18 protein-coding genes and 1 pseudogene are annotated in these 18924 nt (G+C 64.2%); 5 read left to right on the top strand and 14 right to left on the bottom strand.

The features are described from left to right. Nucleotides 1-241: 241 nt before the first annotated feature. Nucleotides 242-457: pseudogene (locus QHG62_RS27250) on the bottom strand (IS3 family transposase); the annotation flags it as partial. 76 nt (nucleotides 458-533) lie between these two features. Further along, entirely contained in the window at nucleotides 534-845 is a 312-nt protein-coding gene (locus QHG62_RS27255; protein WP_281148696.1) for a helix-turn-helix transcriptional regulator, read from the bottom strand. A 213-nt stretch (nucleotides 846-1058) separates the two neighbouring features. On the opposite strand from QHG62_RS27255, the gene QHG62_RS27260 reads away from it, so the two are divergent. From QHG62_RS27260 to QHG62_RS27270, 3 genes are all read left to right on the top strand, one after another. Beyond that, nucleotides 1059-1634 carry a helix-turn-helix domain-containing protein gene (locus QHG62_RS27260; RefSeq protein ID WP_281148697.1) on the top strand — a complete coding sequence of 192 codons (576 nt, stop codon included), beginning with the start codon at nucleotides 1059-1061 and terminating at the stop codon, nucleotides 1632-1634. 106 nt (nucleotides 1635-1740) lie between these two features. Then, nucleotides 1741-3408, top strand: a complete 1668-nt coding sequence (locus QHG62_RS27265) for an N-6 DNA methylase (protein WP_281148699.1) — start codon at nucleotides 1741-1743, stop codon at nucleotides 3406-3408. Then, complete coding sequence (locus QHG62_RS27270; protein WP_281148700.1) at nucleotides 3398-4417, top strand: hypothetical protein; 1020 nt, start codon at nucleotides 3398-3400, stop codon at nucleotides 4415-4417. The genes QHG62_RS27265 and QHG62_RS27270 overlap by 11 nt, the downstream gene beginning before the upstream one ends. A gap of 325 nt (nucleotides 4418-4742) precedes the next feature. On the opposite strand, the gene QHG62_RS27275 is transcribed toward QHG62_RS27270, so the two are convergent. Then, the gene (locus tag QHG62_RS27275; RefSeq protein ID WP_281148701.1) at nucleotides 4743-6029 is read right to left on the bottom strand and encodes a phospholipase D-like domain-containing protein; all 1287 of its coding nucleotides are present in this window, start codon (nucleotides 6027-6029) and stop codon (nucleotides 4743-4745) included. Continuing rightward, nucleotides 6026-6292, bottom strand: coding sequence for a hypothetical protein (locus tag QHG62_RS27280; protein WP_281148702.1), 267 nt, complete (start codon nucleotides 6290-6292; stop codon nucleotides 6026-6028). Before QHG62_RS27280 ends, QHG62_RS27275 begins: the two co-directional genes overlap by 4 nt. A 333-nt stretch (nucleotides 6293-6625) precedes the next feature. Here QHG62_RS27280 and QHG62_RS27285 point away from each other — a divergent pair, with 333 nt between their 5' ends. Next, a complete protein-coding gene (locus QHG62_RS27285; RefSeq protein ID WP_281148703.1) occupies nucleotides 6626-7204 on the top strand; it encodes a hypothetical protein in 579 nt (192 codons plus the stop codon). Next, nucleotides 7197-8303 (top strand): relaxase/mobilization nuclease domain-containing protein, encoded by a 1107-nt coding sequence (locus tag QHG62_RS27290; RefSeq protein WP_281148704.1) that lies wholly within the window; start codon nucleotides 7197-7199, stop codon nucleotides 8301-8303. The genes QHG62_RS27285 and QHG62_RS27290 overlap by 8 nt, the downstream gene beginning before the upstream one ends. Nucleotides 8304-8547: 244 nt before the next feature. On the opposite strand, the gene QHG62_RS27295 is transcribed toward QHG62_RS27290, so the two are convergent. From QHG62_RS27295 to QHG62_RS27340, 10 genes are all read right to left on the bottom strand, one after another. Further along, nucleotides 8548-8874 (bottom strand): NIPSNAP family protein, encoded by a 327-nt coding sequence (locus tag QHG62_RS27295; RefSeq protein ID WP_281148705.1) that lies wholly within the window; start codon nucleotides 8872-8874, stop codon nucleotides 8548-8550. Nucleotides 8875-9371: 497 nt separating this feature from the next. Next, nucleotides 9372-10118 (bottom strand): TraX family protein, encoded by a 747-nt coding sequence (locus QHG62_RS27300; RefSeq protein WP_281148706.1) that lies wholly within the window; start codon nucleotides 10116-10118, stop codon nucleotides 9372-9374. 167 nt (nucleotides 10119-10285) lie between these two features. After that, complete coding sequence (locus QHG62_RS27305; protein ID WP_281148707.1) at nucleotides 10286-11488, bottom strand: LPD7 domain-containing protein; 1203 nt, start codon at nucleotides 11486-11488, stop codon at nucleotides 10286-10288. 44 nt (nucleotides 11489-11532) lie between these two features. Then, on the bottom strand, nucleotides 11533-13488 hold the full coding sequence (locus QHG62_RS27310; protein WP_281148708.1) for a type IV secretory system conjugative DNA transfer family protein: 1956 nt from the start codon (nucleotides 13486-13488) through the stop codon (nucleotides 11533-11535). Continuing rightward, on the bottom strand, nucleotides 13466-14593 hold the full coding sequence (virB11, locus tag QHG62_RS27315; protein ID WP_281148709.1) for a P-type DNA transfer ATPase VirB11: 1128 nt from the start codon (nucleotides 14591-14593) through the stop codon (nucleotides 13466-13468). The genes QHG62_RS27310 and virB11 overlap by 23 nt, the downstream gene beginning before the upstream one ends. Beyond that, complete coding sequence (virB10, locus tag QHG62_RS27320; protein WP_281148710.1) at nucleotides 14562-15899, bottom strand: type IV secretion system protein VirB10; 1338 nt, start codon at nucleotides 15897-15899, stop codon at nucleotides 14562-14564. Before virB10 ends, virB11 begins: the two co-directional genes overlap by 32 nt. Continuing rightward, nucleotides 15896-16738 carry a TrbG/VirB9 family P-type conjugative transfer protein gene (locus tag QHG62_RS27325; protein ID WP_281148711.1) on the bottom strand — a complete coding sequence of 281 codons (843 nt, stop codon included), beginning with the start codon at nucleotides 16736-16738 and terminating at the stop codon, nucleotides 15896-15898. Before QHG62_RS27325 ends, virB10 begins: the two co-directional genes overlap by 4 nt. Continuing rightward, a complete protein-coding gene (locus tag QHG62_RS27330; protein WP_281148712.1) occupies nucleotides 16735-17457 on the bottom strand; it encodes a virB8 family protein in 723 nt (240 codons plus the stop codon). The genes QHG62_RS27325 and QHG62_RS27330 overlap by 4 nt, the downstream gene beginning before the upstream one ends. 154 nt (nucleotides 17458-17611) lie before the next feature. After that, nucleotides 17612-18664, bottom strand: a complete 1053-nt coding sequence (locus tag QHG62_RS27335; RefSeq protein WP_281148713.1) for a type IV secretion system protein — start codon at nucleotides 18662-18664, stop codon at nucleotides 17612-17614. A gap of 17 nt (nucleotides 18665-18681) precedes the next feature. Further along, nucleotides 18682-18924: a hypothetical protein gene (locus QHG62_RS27340; RefSeq protein WP_281148714.1), complete on the bottom strand. Its 243-nt coding sequence runs from the start codon at nucleotides 18922-18924 to the stop codon at nucleotides 18682-18684.

The following is an 18924-nucleotide window of genomic DNA, read 5'->3' on the forward strand; positions in this document are numbered from 1 at the left end:
GCTGCTCAGCAAACACAATAAAACTGCTGCAACCTGCGGTGGACTCGATTCCCCAGGGCCGCGTCGTCGCAGCACGGACCACCAGGCGACCTTCCGAATCAAGCCATTCCAACTCAACCTCGCAAGCGATAACGCCAGGCGCGGGAAGCGACTCGATGTCGATCTCGGTCGCGCTCACGACGGGCTCCTTCTCCACGAAGCGGTGCTTCTGACCCATCGCATCGATCAAGAGGCATTCCACGAAGGTCGGATAGCTGCCGCTTTTTTGCTCCTGCGAGAACTTGGGTCTCCGGCCCGCATAGCCCGCTGGCAAGTCGAGCTTCTGCCGGTATTCGTTGTACCAGCCCTTCAATGAATTCTTTGTTGGATAACCCAGCTGACGGATAGTGGGTCTGACGCGTTTCCCAAGCTTGATGTAGAGCTCAACGGCTCGAATCCGATCTTCGTAGGAATACATGAACTACCTCCTGGTAGTCCAAGTTTTTGTCCGCACCCCCTCGGGTCAGAGATCTGCGGAATTCAACACCGAAACCTTAACGCAGTTGCGACCGCCTGCTGCCAACTGCAAGTTTCGCCTCGTGGGAGGCCTGATTAGCTCGACGCTTTCTGCTTTGCTCACCCATGGATGGCTCGACGACGTATGTATTACCTTGCAATAAATCCGGAACCGTTGTTTTTAGCGCGAACGCAAGTGTGCCGAGAGTCCACAGTGATGGGTTGGCCAATCCTCGCTCGATGAGCGATATGTAAGTGCGATCAAGTTCGCAGTCAAAGGCGAGCTCGGCCTGAGATCTATCAGCTTTTATCCGGAGTTCTTTGAGGCGCTTGCCGAGTGCGATCGACACGGGCTCTCTGCGCGTCAGAGCCTGCTGTTTCGATCTCTTGGCGGGAGTGGGCATACCCGCAGACGATCCTTCTTTGCAGTGCTAGAATCGACGGTGTATACACTGCATAGAAGACCTGTCATGGGCATCTATCAAGCTTCGCCGTTACCGAGCGCGCGACCAGTACGAGTCCCTGCTTCCGCATTGCCGGCACAAGCACGCCGGCCAACGCCAGTGGCACGCAGCCTGTCCGCGGCGCGCATCGGCACGCAGGTGAGAGCGCTGCGCGTGGCGGCTGATGTATCCGGTGGAGCGCTGGCGAAGGCCTCGGGGATTTCTGCTTCGATGCTCTCGCGCATCGAGCGCGGGCTGGTCTCACCGTCGGTGGAGACTTTGGAACGGTTGGCGCAGGGTCTGCATGTGCCTGTCTCGCGCTTCTTCAGCGATCAAGCGCGGCGCACGGACTTCTGCCATGTGCGTGCGGGGCAGGGCGTTGTTGTCGATCGTGTCGGCGCGGTTTCCGACTACCGCTACGAACTGCTGGGGCACCTCTTGTCGGGCAACCTGTTCGTCGAGCCCTACCTGGTCACGTTGCTACCCGGTGCCGATCCTTACGTGACCTTCCAGCATCCGGGCCTCAAGTTCCTGTACTTCCTGTCCGGGGAGGTCAGCTACCGCTACGGCGCCAAGTCGGTTGGGGTAGGGGCAGGGGACTCGCTGCTGTTCGAGGCAACCGCGCTCCATGGGATCGAGGAGATTCGGAACGGGCCGATTTCCTACCTGTCGGTGGTGTTCACGTTGCGCGAGTAAGGGGACGCGACGCGCTGGTCCAACGAGGTTGAATTGGGACGCTGGGCCGCTGGGCCGCTGGTCCGGTTCGACATCGGAGATGGCCCGGGCTACATAGAATGTGGGCGTGATTGTCCTGCGCTCCATTCATCCGAACGACACGCCCGCGCTTCGCAAGGAGCGCGGCGCTTTCTTCACGCCTGACGAAATCACCCGGTTCGTCAGCCAATGGGCGATTCGCGGCGCGGAGGACCTGGTGATGGAGCCCTCCGCGGGCGACGCCGCCTTCCTCGTCGCGGCTGTGGCCCGCCTGCGCGAACTCGCTGCCGAGCCGGATGCGCGGCCGATTGTCGACGGTGTCGAAATCCATGCGCATAGCGCGCGCGTGGCGGCCCAGCGCGTTGTGGAGGCAGGTGGTACCGCCCAGATCCGAAACAGCGACTTCTTCCTGATCGAGCCTGAGCCGGTCTACGACACGGTGATCGGCAACCCGCCCTACATCCGTTACCAGGACTTCTCGGGCGAGTCCCGCCTCCGCGCCCGGGAGGCTGCCCTGCGCGGCGGCGTCTCGCTCACGGGCCTGGCCTCCAGTTGGGCCGCGTTCACGATCCACTCGGCGCTTTTCCTGAGGCAGGGGGGGCGGCTCGGCCTTGTCCTGCCGGCCGAGCTGCTCTCGGTGAACTATGCGGCGCCGGTGCGCCGTTTCCTCTTCGACCGTTTCCGCGACGTGGAGCTCGTGCTCTTCGACGAACAGGTGTTCCCCGAAGCCGAGGCCGACGTCGTGCTGCTCCTGGCCGACGGTTATCTGGAAGGTCCGGCGCAGCATGCGGTCATCCGGCAGGCGAAGAACGCTGCCGACCTCGGGTCGCTCGGCGCTGGCCTGACCTGGACGCCGACGGACCCGGCGGGCAAGTGGACCAGCAGCCTGGTCGCTCCCGAAGCCGTCAAGCCGGTGCACGGTCTGCTGCAGCAAGGTCTGTTCACCCACCTCGAGACGTGGGGGGACACCACCCTCGGCATCGTTACCGGGAACAACAAGTACTTCACGCTCTCGCCTGAGCGTGCGAAGGAACTGGGGCTGCGTCCCAAGGAGCTGCTGCGCCTCTCGCCGCCCGGAAGCGCCCACCTGCGTGGCCTGGCGCTGACCAGCACCATGCTCACCAGGCTGGGCAAGGAGGGGAGCGCCACCTACCTCTTCTACCCGAGCGCGCCGCCCTCGGCCGAGGCGGCGGCGTACATCGCCGACGGCCATCGGACTGGTGTCGACACGGCCTACAAATGCCGCGTGCGAAAAACCTGGTATCAGGTACCGCTCGTTCCGCCGGCCGATCTGTTGTTGACCTGCATGAACGCGGACACCCCCCGGCTCACCGCCAACGAAGCCGGAGCGCGACATCTCAACTCGGTCCACGGCGTCTACCTTCATGACGAACACGCCGAATTGGGCCGTGAGCTTTTGCCGCTGGCGAGCCTGAACTCGGTCACGCTGTTCCACGCGGAGATGGTGGGACGTGCGTATGGAGGAGGCATCCTGAAGATCGAGCCGAAGGAGGCCGATGTCTGGGCCATGCCGTCGCCCGCACTGGTCCTGGCACGCGCGGACGCGCTTCGCGCGGTCAAATCGCAGGTCGCCGAACTGCTGGCCGACGGCCGGCTGCTGGACGCGGTCAAGGTGGTGGACGAGGTTGTTCTCGTGGAGGGCGACGCATTGTCGGTCGACCAGATCGCACAGATCCGGCAAGCGCGTGAGGAGTTCTTCAAGCGCCGCACCGTGAGAGGCGCCAGTGGCCGCTGAGCCAAGCGCGAAGGCGCGAGCCTGGGTCCTCTTCGATCGCATCGTCGCATGTGCCGCTCCGGAAGGGGTGCACAGCAATCCCTGGGTCAAGGGGACGGACGGACAGCTGCGGTTCGAGCCCGATTTCGACACCCTCGCCCGGCTGCTCGGGGTGCCGCTTCACCTGAGGGCCGGAACGCAGTCCGGCGTGCCGGCGCTGGCCCTCGATGTCTGGCTGAGCTACGAGCTGCGGCGCGCGGGCTTCAACGCCGACCAGGCGTGGCCGCGGCCGGTCCATCCGCGCATCCTGCCGGCGCCGATCGCCAACCTGCTGAAGGCGCTGCCCATCGGGCTCCGGAAAGCCGTGGCGGACCGCATCGAGAAGGACGGCGCGATCACCGGCGCGACCTCATCGAGCGGCATCATCCTCGGCAAGAATTACCTCAAGCAGGTCGACGTGGTCATCTCGGACTGGGTCACCGGGCCCGAGCTGCTGATCTCGACCAAGCGCATGGACTCTTCCTATGGGAAGAATGCGCCAAACCGGATCGAGGAATCCTACGGGGACGCGAAGAACCTGCGGCTGAGGCATCCGCTCGCTGCGCTGGGCTTCGTGTTCGGCCTTCGCTCGGACATCCTCCAGAAGGAGCCCGCAACCGCCGAGTGGCTGTTCGATCTGCTGGCCAAGCTCGGCCGCGAGGACGATGCCTACCATGCGACCTGCCTCGTCTTGATGGAGTATGCCAACGACGGCGCGATCCCCGAGACGGGTGAAGAACCTCCTGTGACGGCGCTGCCGGAGCCGGGGCGCGAACTGGCAGACGACGGTGCGCCCGCGCCCGCCCTCGATGCCGTGGTCGACCAAGACATTGCGAAGCTTCCGAAGGTGACGATCCTCCGGCAGGAGGTTCCAGAGGAACTCGCGCCCGGCCGCTTCCTTGCGGCCATGGTCACGCGCGTCCTTGGCGCGACGCCGGTGAACATGCATAAGGAAGCCCGAAGAAGGCGTGCTTCGCCGCAGCTGCGTTAGGCGCGACGCCCTGGCTCTCCGAGAATGGGTGGCGAGTCGGGCGATATGAGACAAGCTCAAACGGACGCATAGAGGTTTACGGGGGCGTGCGGACAGGAGTGCATGTTTTGGCTTTTGTCTTCGGGCCTGCATCTACAACGGTGGCGCGCGGCCACGCGCGCCTGCTACGTGCCGACTCCCTCTTCATCATGGGCAGGTTGTTCTGGGGATGCCACCCGAGCTCGTATGCCTCCCATGCGGAGAAAGCCGTGCGGGATGGCTGCACGGCCGACTGGCTCAAGCCTCGACGTTGGACTCTTGAAACGAGCCTCCAGACCGACGTTCGCTACAGCTGAGCCGCTAGCAGGGAAGCGAAAAACTCCATGATCTTTTCAGAAAGTGGCCGGACGCGCCAACTTTCGAGGGTGACGCGTTTCGACTGCTGCAGGTCGGCTTCAAACTGCCTCGTCTGCGCGGCGGTGAACTCCGCATCGTAAATATTGAGGTTAGCTTCGTCGTTGAGCCGAAATGAGCGATTGTCGAAGTTCGTCGAGCCGACAGAGGTAAGCAAACCGTCTACGGTGAACACCTTGACATGGAACATCGTCGGCTGGTACTCGTGGATTTCAGCACCGGCTTCGAGAAGCGGTTCCCAGCTCGCGCGCGAGGCGCCGCGTACGGTCTGCGAATCGATGATCGGCCCCGGCACGATAATGCGAACGCGCACGCCGCGCTTCATAGCAGCGACCAGCGCTCCAACGGTGAGATCGTCGGGCACAAAATAGGCACTCGCGAGGTCAATGTTCTTGGCCGCCGCTGTGATCGACAGTAGGTACATCAGATGCACGCCTTCGCTGCCACCGGAAGGCGAACTGCTGAACACCTGTGCGCGCCCATTGCCGGCGGTCGCGAGTGCGGGGAAATATGCTTCTCCGTGAAGCACATCGCCCGACGCCTTGACCCAGTTGTCCATGAAGACCGCCTGCATCTGAGCGACCACCGGCCCTTGGACTTTGAAGTGCGAGTCGCGCCAGTGTTCCGCGTCTTGCGCGTCGCCTGTCCACTTAGGCGCAATACCCACTCCCCCTGTGAAGCCGGTGTGGCCGTCGATCACAAGCAGCTTGCGATGGGTCCGGTTGTTTACGCGCGCAATGTCGTACCAGGCCGGCTTGTGAAACTTTCGGATCTGGACCCCAGAGGCTTCCATTTCTTGAAGGAACTTCTCGTCGATCTTGCCGCTGCCCACCCAGTCGAGCAGCAGATGCACTCTGACGCCGGCCTTCGCGCGCTCGGCGAGCGCGTCGGCGAAGGCCTTTCCGATGTCGCCCGACCAGTAGATATAGGTCTCGAATGTGATGCTCTGCTTCGCGCCCCTGATGGCCTCGAGCATCGGTGGAAAAATGCGGTCACCGTTGTAGAGCGCCTCAAAGCGGTTGCCCTCCAGAATGGCCGGACCGAGCAGCACTCCGAGCGCGCGCTGATACTGCGCATCGTCCAGGCTGTACTCGCGCTTGATCTGCTCGTTGAGCTTCTTTTCTCCTGCCGTGAAATTGAGCGCCACCAACGTGGCAGCCACGGTTAGCAGGAAAGTCCAGACAGCAGTCTTTAAGCGGGATCCGGAACGTCTATTCATTGTTCTGCGGCAGAGAAGAGGCGAACGAACGGGATATCCACAGCGAGTGATCCCGTGGAAAGCCGAATGTCAAAGGGGAATGACGGGCTGGTGTTGCCGTATTCTGCCCTTAGCGTTTCCGCGCCCACACGCCGCGTGGCGTCATGCTCAAAGTCGCGCGCAGGCACCTCCCAGCGGGAGAAAGAGGTTCCTTCTCCCGCGGCTTGTGCGGCCACTGATGCCAGCGCGAGGGCCAGCGCTGCGAGGCGTTCGACGATCGTCATGGCTGGATACTAAAGGCCGACCCCGGGGATCGCGTCATGCCTGTGGACGATGTCGAAGCTGCAAGGGCAAGGTCCTTGTCCGACGATGAAGGCTGGCTGAGTTGAATGTTTGCTCGGGAATTCGCTGCCGCTCGACCGTGCTGGTTCGCTCCATCGATGTTCGGCATGCCGAACATCGATGGAGGACTCCGAACTGCCGATCGACCGCAACGCTGCGGGAGCGGTGAAACGGCGAGGGGAGTTCGACGCCGGAATTCCGAGGGCAAAGTCCTTGTGCGGCTATGAGGGCAGGATAGACTGACGTCAGACATTGTTTACGGCAACGGCGTTGCAATGACCAAGACCTCTCGACCCAGCCGCGTGATAGGTACCCGGGTGTCGCCCGATAAGAAGGCACGCTTCGCCGCGCTGGCCGCGCGGCATCACCTCAGTGCGGCGGGCCTGCTCGCAAAGATGGTCGACGAAGTGCTCAAGACCAACGGCCAGATTTCGCCGGGCTCGGCCGGACAGCGGTCCCCCAACGAACCGGAAAGCGGCGCTGGCGTGACGGACCGCATCACGCTGCGGCTTCGCCAAGGCGATCGCGCGCTGGCAGCAAGGCGAGCGCGTGCCCGTGGCATGAAGACAGGCAGCTACCTGACCCTCCTGATCCACAACCATGTCCGTGACGCGGCCGTGCTGCCGCCGAACGAACTCGACCAGATCAAAGCGACCGCCGCCCAGCTGGGCGCGTTGCAACGGCAGCTCCGAATGTTCGGCATGCCGAACACTCTGTCTCAGCCGGTCTCGGACCTCAGCGAAACGATCGCGCGGGTCCGGCAGGAAGTCGAGGCGGCACGCGAGGCCACGGCCGCCCTCGTGCGCCGCAACCTCATCAGCTGGGAGACCAGCGGCAGGAGTGCCGATGCCTGAACAGACGGTGCGCTTGGGCCGAAACAGCCACGGCGCCACCGGTGCGCCGCGCGACATGACGCTGGACATCGTGAGCTACGGCCGGCGGGGACCGGGCGGCCAGCTGCGCTTCGGCGCCGATCAGATCGCGCAGATCCAACGCACGGTGGGGCGTACGCCCGAGGTGATGGTGAAGGTCTCCGGCGGCGGACGGGACGTCGGCGGCGTCGAAGCCCATCTGCGCTACATCGGCCGCCACGGCAAGCTGCCGATCGAAACCGATGAGGGGCTGACGCCGCACGGCCGGGGTGCAGCGAAGGAGATCACGGCCGACTGGCAGCTGGAACTTTGCAGAAGCCAGTACAAGCCGAAACCCGCTCAGGGGCAGAAAGACACGCGCGCGAAGCTCGTTCACAACCTCGTGCTGTCCATGCCCGCCGGCACGCCGCCGGACAAGGTCCTGGCCGCGGCGCGTGTCTTTGCGCGCGAGAACTTCGCGTTCCAATATCGCTACGCCATGGTGCTGCACACCGACCAGCCGCACCCGCATGTGCATCTGGTGGTCAAGTGCGAGCACGAGTTCGAGCCCGGCAAGCGCCTGTACATCCGCAAGGAGACGCTGCGGCAATGGCGCGAGCAATTCGCTTCGCTGATGCGGGAGCAGGGCGTGGCGGCCAACGCCACGCCGCGTCAGGTGCGGGGACAGATCCGCAAGCCATACAAGGATGCGATCCATCATCGGCTGCGAGCACTCCGGGCCTTCGCACAGTTGCCCATCGTCCAGCGCGAAGAGCGTCGGGCGCCGAAGCCTTCGACGGCGATGCGCACGAAGTTGGGAAAGGTGCTGCAGAACCTCAAGGCCGGCCGGGTCGCTTCGGATGCAGGTCAGGCAAAGATGCTGGATACGCGGCAAGAGGTGTTGGCGGATTGGCATGCAACGGCCGAGAAGCTGAGGCGACAAGGCGACGCTGAGCTGGCTGCGCAGGTGGATCGCTTTACTGCGGGCATGCCGCAAGTGCAGACCGACAATCAGCGGTTGGGGGAACGCTGGAGAGACGCAGAAAAAAATCGGATGCTGGAGCGCGCGGATGCCAAGTTCTTCGAGTCGAAAGTTCGATGAACCTGTCGCGCGTCGTCGCTGCGCCCCTTCACGTTCCGAGGGCCCAACACGATCGAGATCCCTCCCTCGGACTGGCGGCAACGTGTCCGGTGCGGTGGAACGGCACCGCTTACTATGGACTATCACGACATGCTTCCACCGACGCGGCACGCGCGCTCCAGAGCACGCTCATGAGTGAGCACGGTTAGATTGCGATAGCTCGCATCACATCGCAGCTATCAGCGTCGTCTGCCGCGAAAAGAGGCTATTTCGCAGGCGAGAAAGAGGTTGGCGCCAAGAACGAGTTGTCCATCTTCGCAACAATGGGTCCGGCTGCCTCGCTCACCTTTCGGATCTCGATCCATTCGGGATCGACGACAAACTTGCCCCACTTGATCTCACGATCGGCCAGGCTTTCCCATACAAGCATGTAGGTAAGTGCGTTGCTGTCGGGCCCGACGGCGGTCGTCCAATATCCGAGCTGACGGATTCCCAGCCGGTTCCAGATGCCCACCGTGTGATCGCGAAATCTGGCAAGAACATCGGGTAGCCGGCCAGGCATTGCGGTATAGACGCGTAGTTCGTAAATCATCGACATCATTCCTCGAAAGATCGTTGCAAGTTGAAGGGGTGGCGGGCGCGACCGCCAAGACCACATTGTTATGCCAGAGTCGATCGGCGTTCAACGGAGATGATTTGCCTGTGCGAAAGGCCGCCACCGGGGCCGGTTAAGAGCTGGCCGATCGAGCCAGCTGCCGTCTTGGCGCCACGATGATGTTCGGTGACCGACAGACCGCAATTCCACGATTGGTTCGTCCGTTGATGGGCACCACCGTGGTCAAGGACGGTTGCGCGATCAGCCGCTCGCGCAACGCGTTGGCCACTGGTCGTGATTGTCGTCGTCGCACTTCGTGGCGCTGCTGTAATTCACGGCCCGAGACGTCACGCTCGATGTCGCAAAGCGCCCGAATTGAAACGGCCAGCCGATTGGTTCGGAGACGGCTTGAGATCGTGGAGTCGCCTTGAGCGAGGAGAACGCGGCCGGCGTGAGACAACGCGACTATCCTGGTCGTCCCATTGGGCCGCTGGTCAATTCTTCCCGGCAATCAGCACCAAGGCGATCAGAGAGAGATGGAGTGGATAGAAAGCGTAGAAGACCCACCGACTGCGTGGCAACGGAATCTCTACCTGCCGCGCGCCCCAGATCAAGAGCAGGGCGGCCATCGCCGCGAAGTTGCCGTTGACCGCCGCGAGGGACCCCGTCGCCAAAGCCCACCACAGCATCCGCAGCCCGCTGGGCCGGCGAATGAACGCCCAGGAGCCGATGCAGTAAAGCAGCGCAGGCCACCAGAACTCCACTACCGCGCCGCCGACGATAAAGGCGACCAAGGCACTGCAGCGCGCGATCCAACTGTCCCGCTCGAGCAGCCAGACGATCAGCGTTGCCAGCAAGAGGGTGGCAAGGATGTTCAAAGGCCACCAGCCGACCAAACGAACGAAAGCCGGTGTAGCTAGCAGTGCAAAGACTGCCAGTCTCTTCACGACGCGCAGGTGCATGCCGCTCTCAAGCGCACCGGCGCATGCCAGGTTTGCCATGAGCACGAAGCCGAACAGCGGCATCACCATGCGGCCCAGTGCGTAGAGCGTCTGGCTTGCTTCGGCCAGCAGGTACTTGTTGACGTGATCTCCCGTCATGAGCAACAGACCGACCCATTTGAGGGCTTCGAGCGAGCCATTCGAGATCGGCCAGGTGCCCTCTGGTGTCTGAGCCTTCACTCGGTCGAGCATTTGAGCTTTCGGGACATGGCGGTGCGGCTTGTTGAACCCTTCGCGCATCACACGCTCCGGGGGAGTTCATGCTGTCGAATCACTGCTCGCGTCACGCCGCGCCGCGCGGATTGTTCGGGAGGGCGCCTCGAATGATGTCGCGCGACAGCGCAGAACCGCAGAGAGGAGCGCACAGCGCAAGTGCTGCAATCCTTGAACCTGGTTTCCGATGATGTCTATACACGCTCATGGCTCAAGCTCTCGCGGCTCCGTGCCGTGCGTTGGCGTGCGTGCGTCCGCGCGGGGTGCGGGCCGCGATCCGGAAGGTGGATCGAGCGGCCTTGGGCCAGGGCCTCGGCCATCCGATCGCGAATCAGCTGCATGAGGCGCTGCTGGGACGCTCGATCGCTGGTCACGCGCTCTGCGTACTGCTCAGCCAGCTTGAGAGTCGCCGCGGCCGTGGTCAGTTCCGGGTGCTGTTGCCGAGGTGCATCGGACAGCGATTTCCCCCCGCGAATGTGGATGGCGATCTGTTCCATCATGCGAAGGTGGTCGGACGTCTCAATGCTCCACCGGGCACGCTGCGCGAGAATTTTCTTTTCGCCGACCAGTTCACCATCCGCATTGCGTGCCGCCACGCGGACGTTGACCGGACGGGTGCCGAGCGGCGCGAGAACCACCGGGTCGCCGATGCGAGGTTGCGATGCCGACTCTGCGAGCGCCCGCTCGAGGTCCGCACCCCAGATGGTGCGATCCCCGATCTCTGTGCGAACCGTCACGTAGAACGACATGCGCTGGGCCGGGTCGAATCGATACGGTGCGGCGGCGGCGGCCAAGAGAATCCCGCGGACAGGCGGTCTCGCCCCTGTGCGCTGGCGGGCTTGCGGTCCTGCGCCGAGCGGACGTTGGCCAGCATCTGGGTTGGCTTCGGCAAGCGCCGTGCCTTCGTGGACGGGCGCCGCGTCGCGGTCCCGCAATGTCTGTGTCGGACCCTGTACGGTTTCGTGCGACGGCAGCCAGCTTTTTCTCAGTGCACGCTGCACCTCGCGAATTTCAGCCGCAGTCGGCTCGTAGCCTTGTGACTCGATGCCTCGCAGCGCGGCTTCGCGCCACATGCCCTTGCGAAAGGAGTTGGTGCCCCTGAGTTCGACCACCCGCCAGCGGCGCGATTCGGCGATCGCTACGACGCTGTGCAGCACCTCGCGATTTTCGGTCTTCACGCGAAGCCGGTCACCGTCGTCGATGAAAGCGGGCGTGCGGTCGGGGAAGAAGTAGCGATTGCCGATGCGCAGGTAGTGGCGTTCGATGGCACTGGGCACCCGGGCGTGGTCGTGTCCCGCACGGGGCGCATCTCCCCGCACAGAGCCGACATCCTTCCGCGCGGCGGCGGTCACGGTGGCGTTCGGCGCTTGGTCTTCGGGAAGATGGTCTGCGGACATTGGCGGCTCCTTTGACGTGGGCTATCCGGGTTGCTCGTTTGCCATCAGTCGAGGATTCGCGCCATGAACTCGTCGACGTGGCGCTTCATGTCCTCGTCGCTGAGCTTCTCGGTCGGAATCTCGACGTCGTCGAAGTCGAACGAAAAGTCGTCCAGCCTCAGGTCGCCATTCAGTACATCAGCGGCATTGGTCGCGGCCCGCCTGGTGGTCCGCGCGGAGCCGGCGTCCTCCGGCGTGGCGTTCGCGACCGATCCGGGCTCCGTTTCGGTTGCGCCCTCCCTGTCATCGGGCGCCGCGGCGGGCGCGGTGGCGACAGGGCGGCCGGACTTGGCCACGCGCAGCTTCGGCACCGGCGGCGGCGGTAGCTCGCGTCGGGCGAAGAACCTGTCGCGAAAGTAGAGGATGCGATGCGCCAGCACCGGCCGCAGGCCTTCGTAGAACAGGATCATCCGCTCCGGCCCGAGCTCCTTGACCTCCTGGGGCAGCAGCAGGCGGCGCGGCTGTTCGCTGATGCTCACGGTCGGCTCCCTGCCCGCGCCGCCCCACATCGGACGGCTGACGTTCTTCTGGCGGACCGTGCAGGTGCCGAGCTCGCGCGAGATGGCCTCGGCGTCTTCGTACTCCTTGGGCGGGAACACGATGCGCGCGGCCAGCATCTTGCGAAGCGACTTCGCGCCCTCGACCCCGTATGTCTCGACCAGCTGCGAATGGGACTGGACGATGACCACGGTGCGCACGTTGTAGCCGGGAAGGAAGGCCGTGGAGTCGGCGATCACCGGAATGCGCCCGAGCGCCGGAAATTCGTCGAGCATCAGGAGCACCTGGTGGCGAAGCTGCGGATTGCTTTCGGGCAGTTCGCGCGTCTGCAGGCCGATCGCCTGCTGGAAGAACAGGTTCAGGAGCGGCTGCAGCCGGGCGATGTTGTCGGGATTGATCTGCACATAGATCGACATCGGCCGCTTGCGCAGTTCCCTCAGGTCGAAATCGTTGGCCGAGGTGGCCGCATCGATCATCGGGTTGAGCCACAGATCCAGGCGGCTGGTGAAGGTCTTGCGGATGCTGGAGGCGGTGGTTGGCGCCAGGTCGATCACGTCGTAGAGGCTCTGCACTGCTTCCTGCGACAGGGGATAGCCTGCGCGCTCGCAGGCGTCGATCACACGCTTCCAATGCTTCTGGAAGCCCTCGGCATCACTGGCCATGCCCTGGCGCAGGACCTCGCCCAGGGTGCGCGTGGCGCCCTTGGTTTCGAAGAGATAGAGGGCGATGCCCAGGAACAGGGATCGGGCCGAGGAGGTCCAGAAGGGGTCGCCGGCCTGCGGATCGGGAAAGAGCATCGTGCCGATGCGCTGCAGATCGTCGATGCAGCGGTACGGCGTCTCGGAGACATAGCCGAGCGGATTCCAGCGTGCCGAGCGCTCGCGCTCAGACAAGGGATCGAACAGGTGCACCTCCTGCCCGTGGGCCGCTCGGAAGCCGGCTGTGCGCGTGAAGTTCTCGCCCTTGATGTCGCTGATGACGGCCGAGCCGGGCCAGTTCAGCAGGTTGGGGATGACCACACCGATGCCCTTGCCGCTGCGCGGCGGCGCCTCGAGCGCCACGCCCTGCTGGCCGGGAAGCACCAGGTAGCGATTGCCCAGGCGCCCGAGGATGATGCCGTGCTCATTCAGGAGGCCCGCTCGCGCGATCTCGCGGCGCCTCGCGAATCGGGCCTCGCCATGCAGCGGCCGGCGACGCGGCAGCATGGCGAAGCCGACCAGGCCGAGCATCAGGCCTTGGGATCCGGCCAGCGACGCAATGAGGACACGACGCACCTCCGGGCGCTCACCATGGGCTTGCCAATACTCGTGAAGGGTCAGCAGCGTGGCGCGCTGGTGCGGCAGGTTCATCGCGATCAGGAACGCCTGGCCGGCGACGTACATGCCGACCAGCGCCGCCACCAGCAGCGCGACCGCGATCCTGAAGGGGCTAGGCAGGCCGTCAGATCCTGGCGCCAGGGTCATACCAGATCTCCCGCACAATGCGCCGCAGCACGCCGTCCCTGCGCTCTCGCGCGCACTGCACAACGATGTCCACGCTCATCTGGGCTAGCTCCACGCCATCGCGCGTGGTCATGCCATGGCCCGCCTGACTGCGCTTCATCAGCTGCGCCAGGGCCACGAAGGCCATTTCCGCGCTGTCCGCGTGCACACTGGTGATTGAGCCGGGGTGGCCGGTGTTGACGGACACCAGATAGTCGTAGACCTCTTCACCGGTGCGAAGCTCGGACACGAACACCCGGTCGGGGCGTTGACGCTTGGCACCGGCCAGCAGCTGGCCGGGCGTGACCTCGGCCTGCCCCTGGGCGCCTTGCGAATAGAAGAGCCTCACGTGGTTGGGCTGGTTGCGCAGCGACAGCTCCTTCACATCCTCGATCGTGATCAGGCGGTCCTCGGATGGCACCTCGAGGATCAACGCCTTGGCGACCGTGGTCTTTCCCGAGCCGGTGGCGCCGGACAGAAGGATGTTCTTGCGAAGCTGGACGGCGCGCCGAAGGAAGGGCACGAACCGTCGGCGCGCGAGAAGGCCCGCCAGTTCACGGTCTTCGGGCGCCAAGGTGGCCTGTTCAGCTTGCCCCGCCGGCGCACTGCGCGTCGTCTCGAAGATCTGCAAACTCTCCAGCTCTTCGAGCGTCCAGAGCATGTTCGAGGGACGCCGGATCGTGATCGAGACGGTCCGGTCCAGCGTCGCGGGCGGTAGCACGATCTGGATTCTTTCACCGCCCGGAAGAGTGGCGGACAGGAGCGGCTCGTTGGCCGAGATTCGCTGCCGCGTGAAGTTGGCCACGAGCTTGGCGATGGACATGCACCAGTCGAAGCTCGCAAACGGCAATGCCTCGTGCGCCCAGCCAGACTGCCGTTCCACGAAGGCTGCACCCGGTTCGTTGATGCAGATCTCGGTCACCGCTGGGTCGTCCAGCAGGCGGCCCAGCGGGCCCAGAAAGAGAGCAAGCGACGATGGTGGCTCGGCGGGGGGCGCCTCGGGCGCGTGCGCTCGCACCGGCTGTTGGCCGCCGGCGTTGGCGCCGGCCTCGCACTCAAGGGTTGGCCGGTTCGGTTCGAAGCGCATAGACGCTCCTGAAATCCACGTCGCGGGCGACCAGGATCTGGATCCGCTCACCCTGGTTCTTGATGACGGTCGGCGGAATCGAAACGGTGCTGCGCAGGACCTCCGTGATGACGTCGCGGCTACCCTGCGGGCCTAGCACCACGCCACCACCGCTGCCGACAGCGGTGCCGCTTTGCTGACGGGCGGCGATCGTCTGCATCGTGCCGTCGATCACGGAAATCAGGACCGCGGCACCGAAGCGATCCCAGAAATGGGTGTCGACAAAGCCGGGGAGGCCGCTGCGCCCCAACTCGTCGGTGCCCGGGGAGGCCAGCTGGACCACGACGCCCGTGGGCGTGCGTGCTTCGTTCCAGACGATGAAGACACGGCCCTGTCCCTGTCGCGGCGTTCCACGCTGCTCGCCGACGTACTTGGTACCGCGCTCCAGCAGCACAACCTTGCCGTCTGCCCCATAGACGTCGCTGGCGCCGATGCAGGTGGTCATGCCTTCGTAGGTGGAATCAACAGCGGTTTCCAGCGTGCAATCGATGAACGCGCCCTTCGGCAAAAGCATGCGCTGTGTCGGCAGGATCTGGGCGACGACCGCTGGAGTTGGCGTCGGGCGGAGGCTGGCGGAAAGCGGGCTGCCGCCGAGTGTCGTCGGAATGGCAGGGGGCGATTGCAGCGCATCCATCAGCTGGGCCATGCTTGGCACGCTCCCGGCGCGAGGGATTGCTGGATCCGCGAAGGCATGCGGCGAGGCGGGGCCGCCGGGCTGAGTGGCCTGGGCGCGCCGAAGCACGGGGGTGCCCAGCTGCCGTTCCAGTGCGATCTGCTCCGGTGTCTTCTGTGCCGGGGCACCGTTGGGGCCATTCGCCGGTGGCGGCGGGGAGGGCGGGACGGCGCCTGCTGCCGCTTCCGGCGCTGCTGCCCTCGGCGGATCGATGCGGCCGAGCGGCGGAACCTTCATCTCGCCGCCGGCGCGTGCAGCCGCCGCCTTTCTCGCGTTCTCTTCGGCCTCCCGGGTCTTGGCATATTGGGTGTTGTAGTACCAGAACAGGAATCCCGCGCCCAGCAAGATGATTGCGGCCAGCGCCAGAAACCCGCTGATGCGCGACTGGACGGATCGCTCACGGTTGACCGATGGGATGCCGCGCTCGCCCTCGATCGTCGGGCGCGCGTCGGCTGCCATGGACGCCTTGTCCTCCGAAGCTGCGGGTCGCCGCGCCGACAGGATCTCTCCGGTGCCCGGATCGATCTCCGTCGCTTCGACGCGTTCCTGGGCACCAGTCCGGGACGGGCGGTGGGTCTCGCCTATCCAGCTCATGGTCCATCCCCCGCAGTGATGCGCCGCACGCCCGTTGCGCTGGTGTTGGTGGAGGTTCGCGCGCCGCCGCCGACGAAGGACCGGTTGACCACGCAGCCGACCAGACCACCGCGCCGAAGCACGAAGCGGTGCGCCACGCGGTGGATCACCACCTCGTCCGCTTCGACGTTGAAGTTCAACAGCGATTCAGACCCGTCGTCGTTCTGGACGAACATCGCCGGAAACTCGGAGCGCGCATGAAAACGCAGGCGCGTTTGCACACCGTCGTCATGGGCACTCACGGGCCTGAGCGAATCGCTCCCGCAGAACCAGTAGTTGGAATTGCGTGGCCGATCGGCCGCCCCTTGGCTCATGCGCGCATGGGCGCGGCGTTGTTCCTCAGTCGCGGCCGCCTCCCGTGCCTCATCCTCCGGGTACCTGAACCGTATCGAATACACCATGCGTCTGGTGGCAGCGCCTACCGGCGCGACGGAGGAGACGGTGTAGTCGAAATGGTAGGCACGCCGGTTCGTGAGGACCGTGAAGTTGGTCGCGGCGCGCGCTTCCTTGGGCTTGATGAAGAAGTGGTTGCGCTCGGCCCCGATGTCGAAGGCGCCGTTGTCGCCGGCGCCGAGGTTCACGAACTCCTCGCCTTCGGCAAATTGCAGATGGATCTGGTAGCCCACGAATCCTTGCAAGCTGATGACGTCCTCCGGGTGGTAGGCAACCACCCGGACCCGGGCATCGACCTTGCCGACAGCAGGCACGGTGGCGCTTCGGCCGTACGGTGCAGCGAGCGCGAGACTCGCTGCCAGGCCGATTGCCAATAGAGATTGACCGAGCACGCGGCGGGAGGTCATCGCACATCCTGGCTGCCGGGTGCAGCGCCAGCGGGGGCGACCTCGGGCTCGCGGCGATATTCGACGACGCGAAAGCCCAGGGGGTTGAGCGAACGAGTTTTGTGGTCCGTGGATGGCGGAACATAGGCGAACTCGATTGTGGAAACCCAGTGGCTGGTCTGCTCCACCCCGGTGCCGCCTGCACGCGTCGCGCGGGTGAAGCGGACTTGGGCCAGCTTGTCCTTCCCGCTCTCCAGCTTGAGGAAGGTGACCGACCGCACCTGCGCGCGGATGGAAGTGCCGTCCTTGTAGACATTCAGAGGGGAGGCCGGGTTGTCCGTGGCCCACAGGGCTGCCCACTCCTGGTTGAGACGAGGCGAGTTCTGCGAGGCAACCAGCTCGTAGTCCGCTTCCGCGGTGCCGTAGAAATAGCGCTCGCGCGCGATCACGTAGTTCTGGAGCAGGTTGCGTGTCACGACCTGCTCGATGTCGGTCGTGCCTTCGTATGTGGGAACGATGTCGACGATTCCGCTGCTGCCGTCGACCCGGATGAGAACGGGTACCGGCTGTTTCAGTGGAGTGAGCCCACTGACGGCAGCGACGGCAAGCACTGCGATCAGTGTCGCGGCCACGGCCACGGTCCAAGCGATCCTGGTTGATCGCTCCGCCCGGCGCGCGCGGTCCAGTTCCCAGCTCCGTGCCTCCAGCAGGTAGTTTTCAGGGGTGGCGTTCTGGCGCATCGACCGCTCCCGGTGAGGAAACATCGCTCGAGATGTTGATCGGTGTGAGGGGCCCTTCGCAGTCCGGCGGCATGGGCGGGCGAGTGCCGCATGCAACAAGAAGAAGGGCAAGCAGAGAAAGGATGATCGAAGGCTTCATCTGCACACTCCAGCGCTACCGATTGCGCGAGAAGCTCGGCATGACCTGCTCTCTGGAAAGCACAGTGCCGCCGCGGCGCGCAGCGCCGACACTTGCAATTGAGGCCACACCCGCGCCGATGCGATGGCCCGCGAGCCGGCGGAACGAGTCCCACCGACTGCCTGGCTCTCGCCGCAGGCCGTCCAGTGCGCCGCGGCCGAACTCGTAGCTGGTGCGCTTGGCGCTTCCAAGTCCCCAACGGAGCGCGCCGCTGACGGCACCATAGGTGCTCAGCGCCACACCGCTCGCGAGTCCAGCAGCGATTGACATCACCTGCCGCATTATCAAAAAAACCAATGCTGAGGCAATGCACACTCTTGCGCCCTCAGCAATGGTGATCGAGCCGCCAAGCGAAACCGTGCTCTTGGTGTACGACCGAAGAACGCTTAGCAAAAGGGCTGCGGCCAGCGTTGCAAGAATAGTTACGAGGGCGTAGTTGGCGAGTTGTGCTACCCAGGCTTCGAAGAAACGCTTCGTAGCATCAAATAACAGAAGCACGATAAAAATCGGTCCCAAAGCGAGGATCAACGCGAGGGCGATTTTCGACAGGGCTAATAGGAACGCGGTCGCGACGACAGTTAAGCCAACGAGAAGATAGACGAGGAAACCAGCGACATAGTACGCAAAGTTCGCGTTGAGGACGCTTCCCTTGCTAAGCAACTGCTCTGCCGTTAAGTTCCCGTCGATCCAGATTTGGTCAATCACAGAAACGGTTGAGGAAGATCCCAGAACCGCAGCAGCTAGCTGGTCAGGCCCGAGGGTGAAAGTATCGACGGCCACATCGTTGTAAGCCCAGAGTCGCAGTCCGACGCCGAGAACGATGCCGATGACCAGAATCCGCCTCACACCTTCCCAGATCGGTTCTTGGATCCGTCCGGTGAGCGAAAGATAGCCCCACATCATTATGTATATGGTCGCAAGCGTTACCGCTGCGGGCTCGATTGCAGATGCAACCCGGGCGGCGTTCGCGCTCACATAGACGGCTAACTGCCCGTTGAGCCAAGTGAAGAACTGCTCGAAGAAGCCCATATGACCTCCACTATCGCCTACCGCCGCACGGGAGACTGCGGCAAAACCGGCTTCAGATCCTTGATGCTGCCGATGCCATTCAAAATCTCGCGCTCTACATCCTGAGGCACCGATGGCGGTTCGGCCGGAGGAGCGGCCGCCCTGAGCGGAACTGATCGCTCGTTTAGCGCGTGAGTGATGTAGTAGTACGTCGCGGCGCCGGCAACGGCGATGGCAACGATGACACTGAGCGCCACATAGATCGATGCGCTTTTAAGCAT

Source organism: Variovorax paradoxus, from assembly GCF_029919115.1.
GTDB lineage: Bacteria > Pseudomonadota > Gammaproteobacteria > Burkholderiales > Burkholderiaceae_C > Variovorax > Variovorax paradoxus_O.

Bases quoted from the DNA above. Each gene is read 5' to 3' on its own strand.
- QHG62_RS27275 (WP_281148701.1), bottom strand. From the start codon at position 6,029: ATGAATAGACGTTCCGGATCCCGCTTAAAGACTGCTGTCTGGACTTTC.
- QHG62_RS27280 (WP_281148702.1), bottom strand. From the start codon at position 6,292: ATGACGATCGTCGAACGCCTCGCAGCGCTGGCCCTCGCGCTGGCATCA.
- QHG62_RS27285 (WP_281148703.1), top strand. From the start codon at position 6,626: ATGACCAAGACCTCTCGACCCAGCCGCGTGATAGGTACCCGGGTGTCG.
- QHG62_RS27290 (WP_281148704.1), top strand. From the start codon at position 7,197: ATGCCTGAACAGACGGTGCGCTTGGGCCGAAACAGCCACGGCGCCACC.
- QHG62_RS27295 (WP_281148705.1), bottom strand. From the start codon at position 8,874: ATGATTTACGAACTACGCGTCTATACCGCAATGCCTGGCCGGCTACCC.
- QHG62_RS27300 (WP_281148706.1), bottom strand. From the start codon at position 10,118: ATGCGCGAAGGGTTCAACAAGCCGCACCGCCATGTCCCGAAAGCTCAA.
- QHG62_RS27305 (WP_281148707.1), bottom strand. From the start codon at position 11,488: ATGTCCGCAGACCATCTTCCCGAAGACCAAGCGCCGAACGCCACCGTG.
- QHG62_RS27310 (WP_281148708.1), bottom strand. From the start codon at position 13,488: ATGACCCTGGCGCCAGGATCTGACGGCCTGCCTAGCCCCTTCAGGATC.
- virB11 (WP_281148709.1), bottom strand. From the start codon at position 14,593: ATGCGCTTCGAACCGAACCGGCCAACCCTTGAGTGCGAGGCCGGCGCC.
- virB10 (WP_281148710.1), bottom strand. From the start codon at position 15,899: ATGAGCTGGATAGGCGAGACCCACCGCCCGTCCCGGACTGGTGCCCAG.
- QHG62_RS27325 (WP_281148711.1), bottom strand. From the start codon at position 16,738: ATGACCTCCCGCCGCGTGCTCGGTCAATCTCTATTGGCAATCGGCCTG.
- QHG62_RS27330 (WP_281148712.1), bottom strand. From the start codon at position 17,457: ATGCGCCAGAACGCCACCCCTGAAAACTACCTGCTGGAGGCACGGAGC.
- QHG62_RS27335 (WP_281148713.1), bottom strand. From the start codon at position 18,664: ATGGGCTTCTTCGAGCAGTTCTTCACTTGGCTCAACGGGCAGTTAGCC.
- QHG62_RS27340 (WP_281148714.1), bottom strand. From the start codon at position 18,924: ATGCTTAAAAGCGCATCGATCTATGTGGCGCTCAGTGTCATCGTTGCC.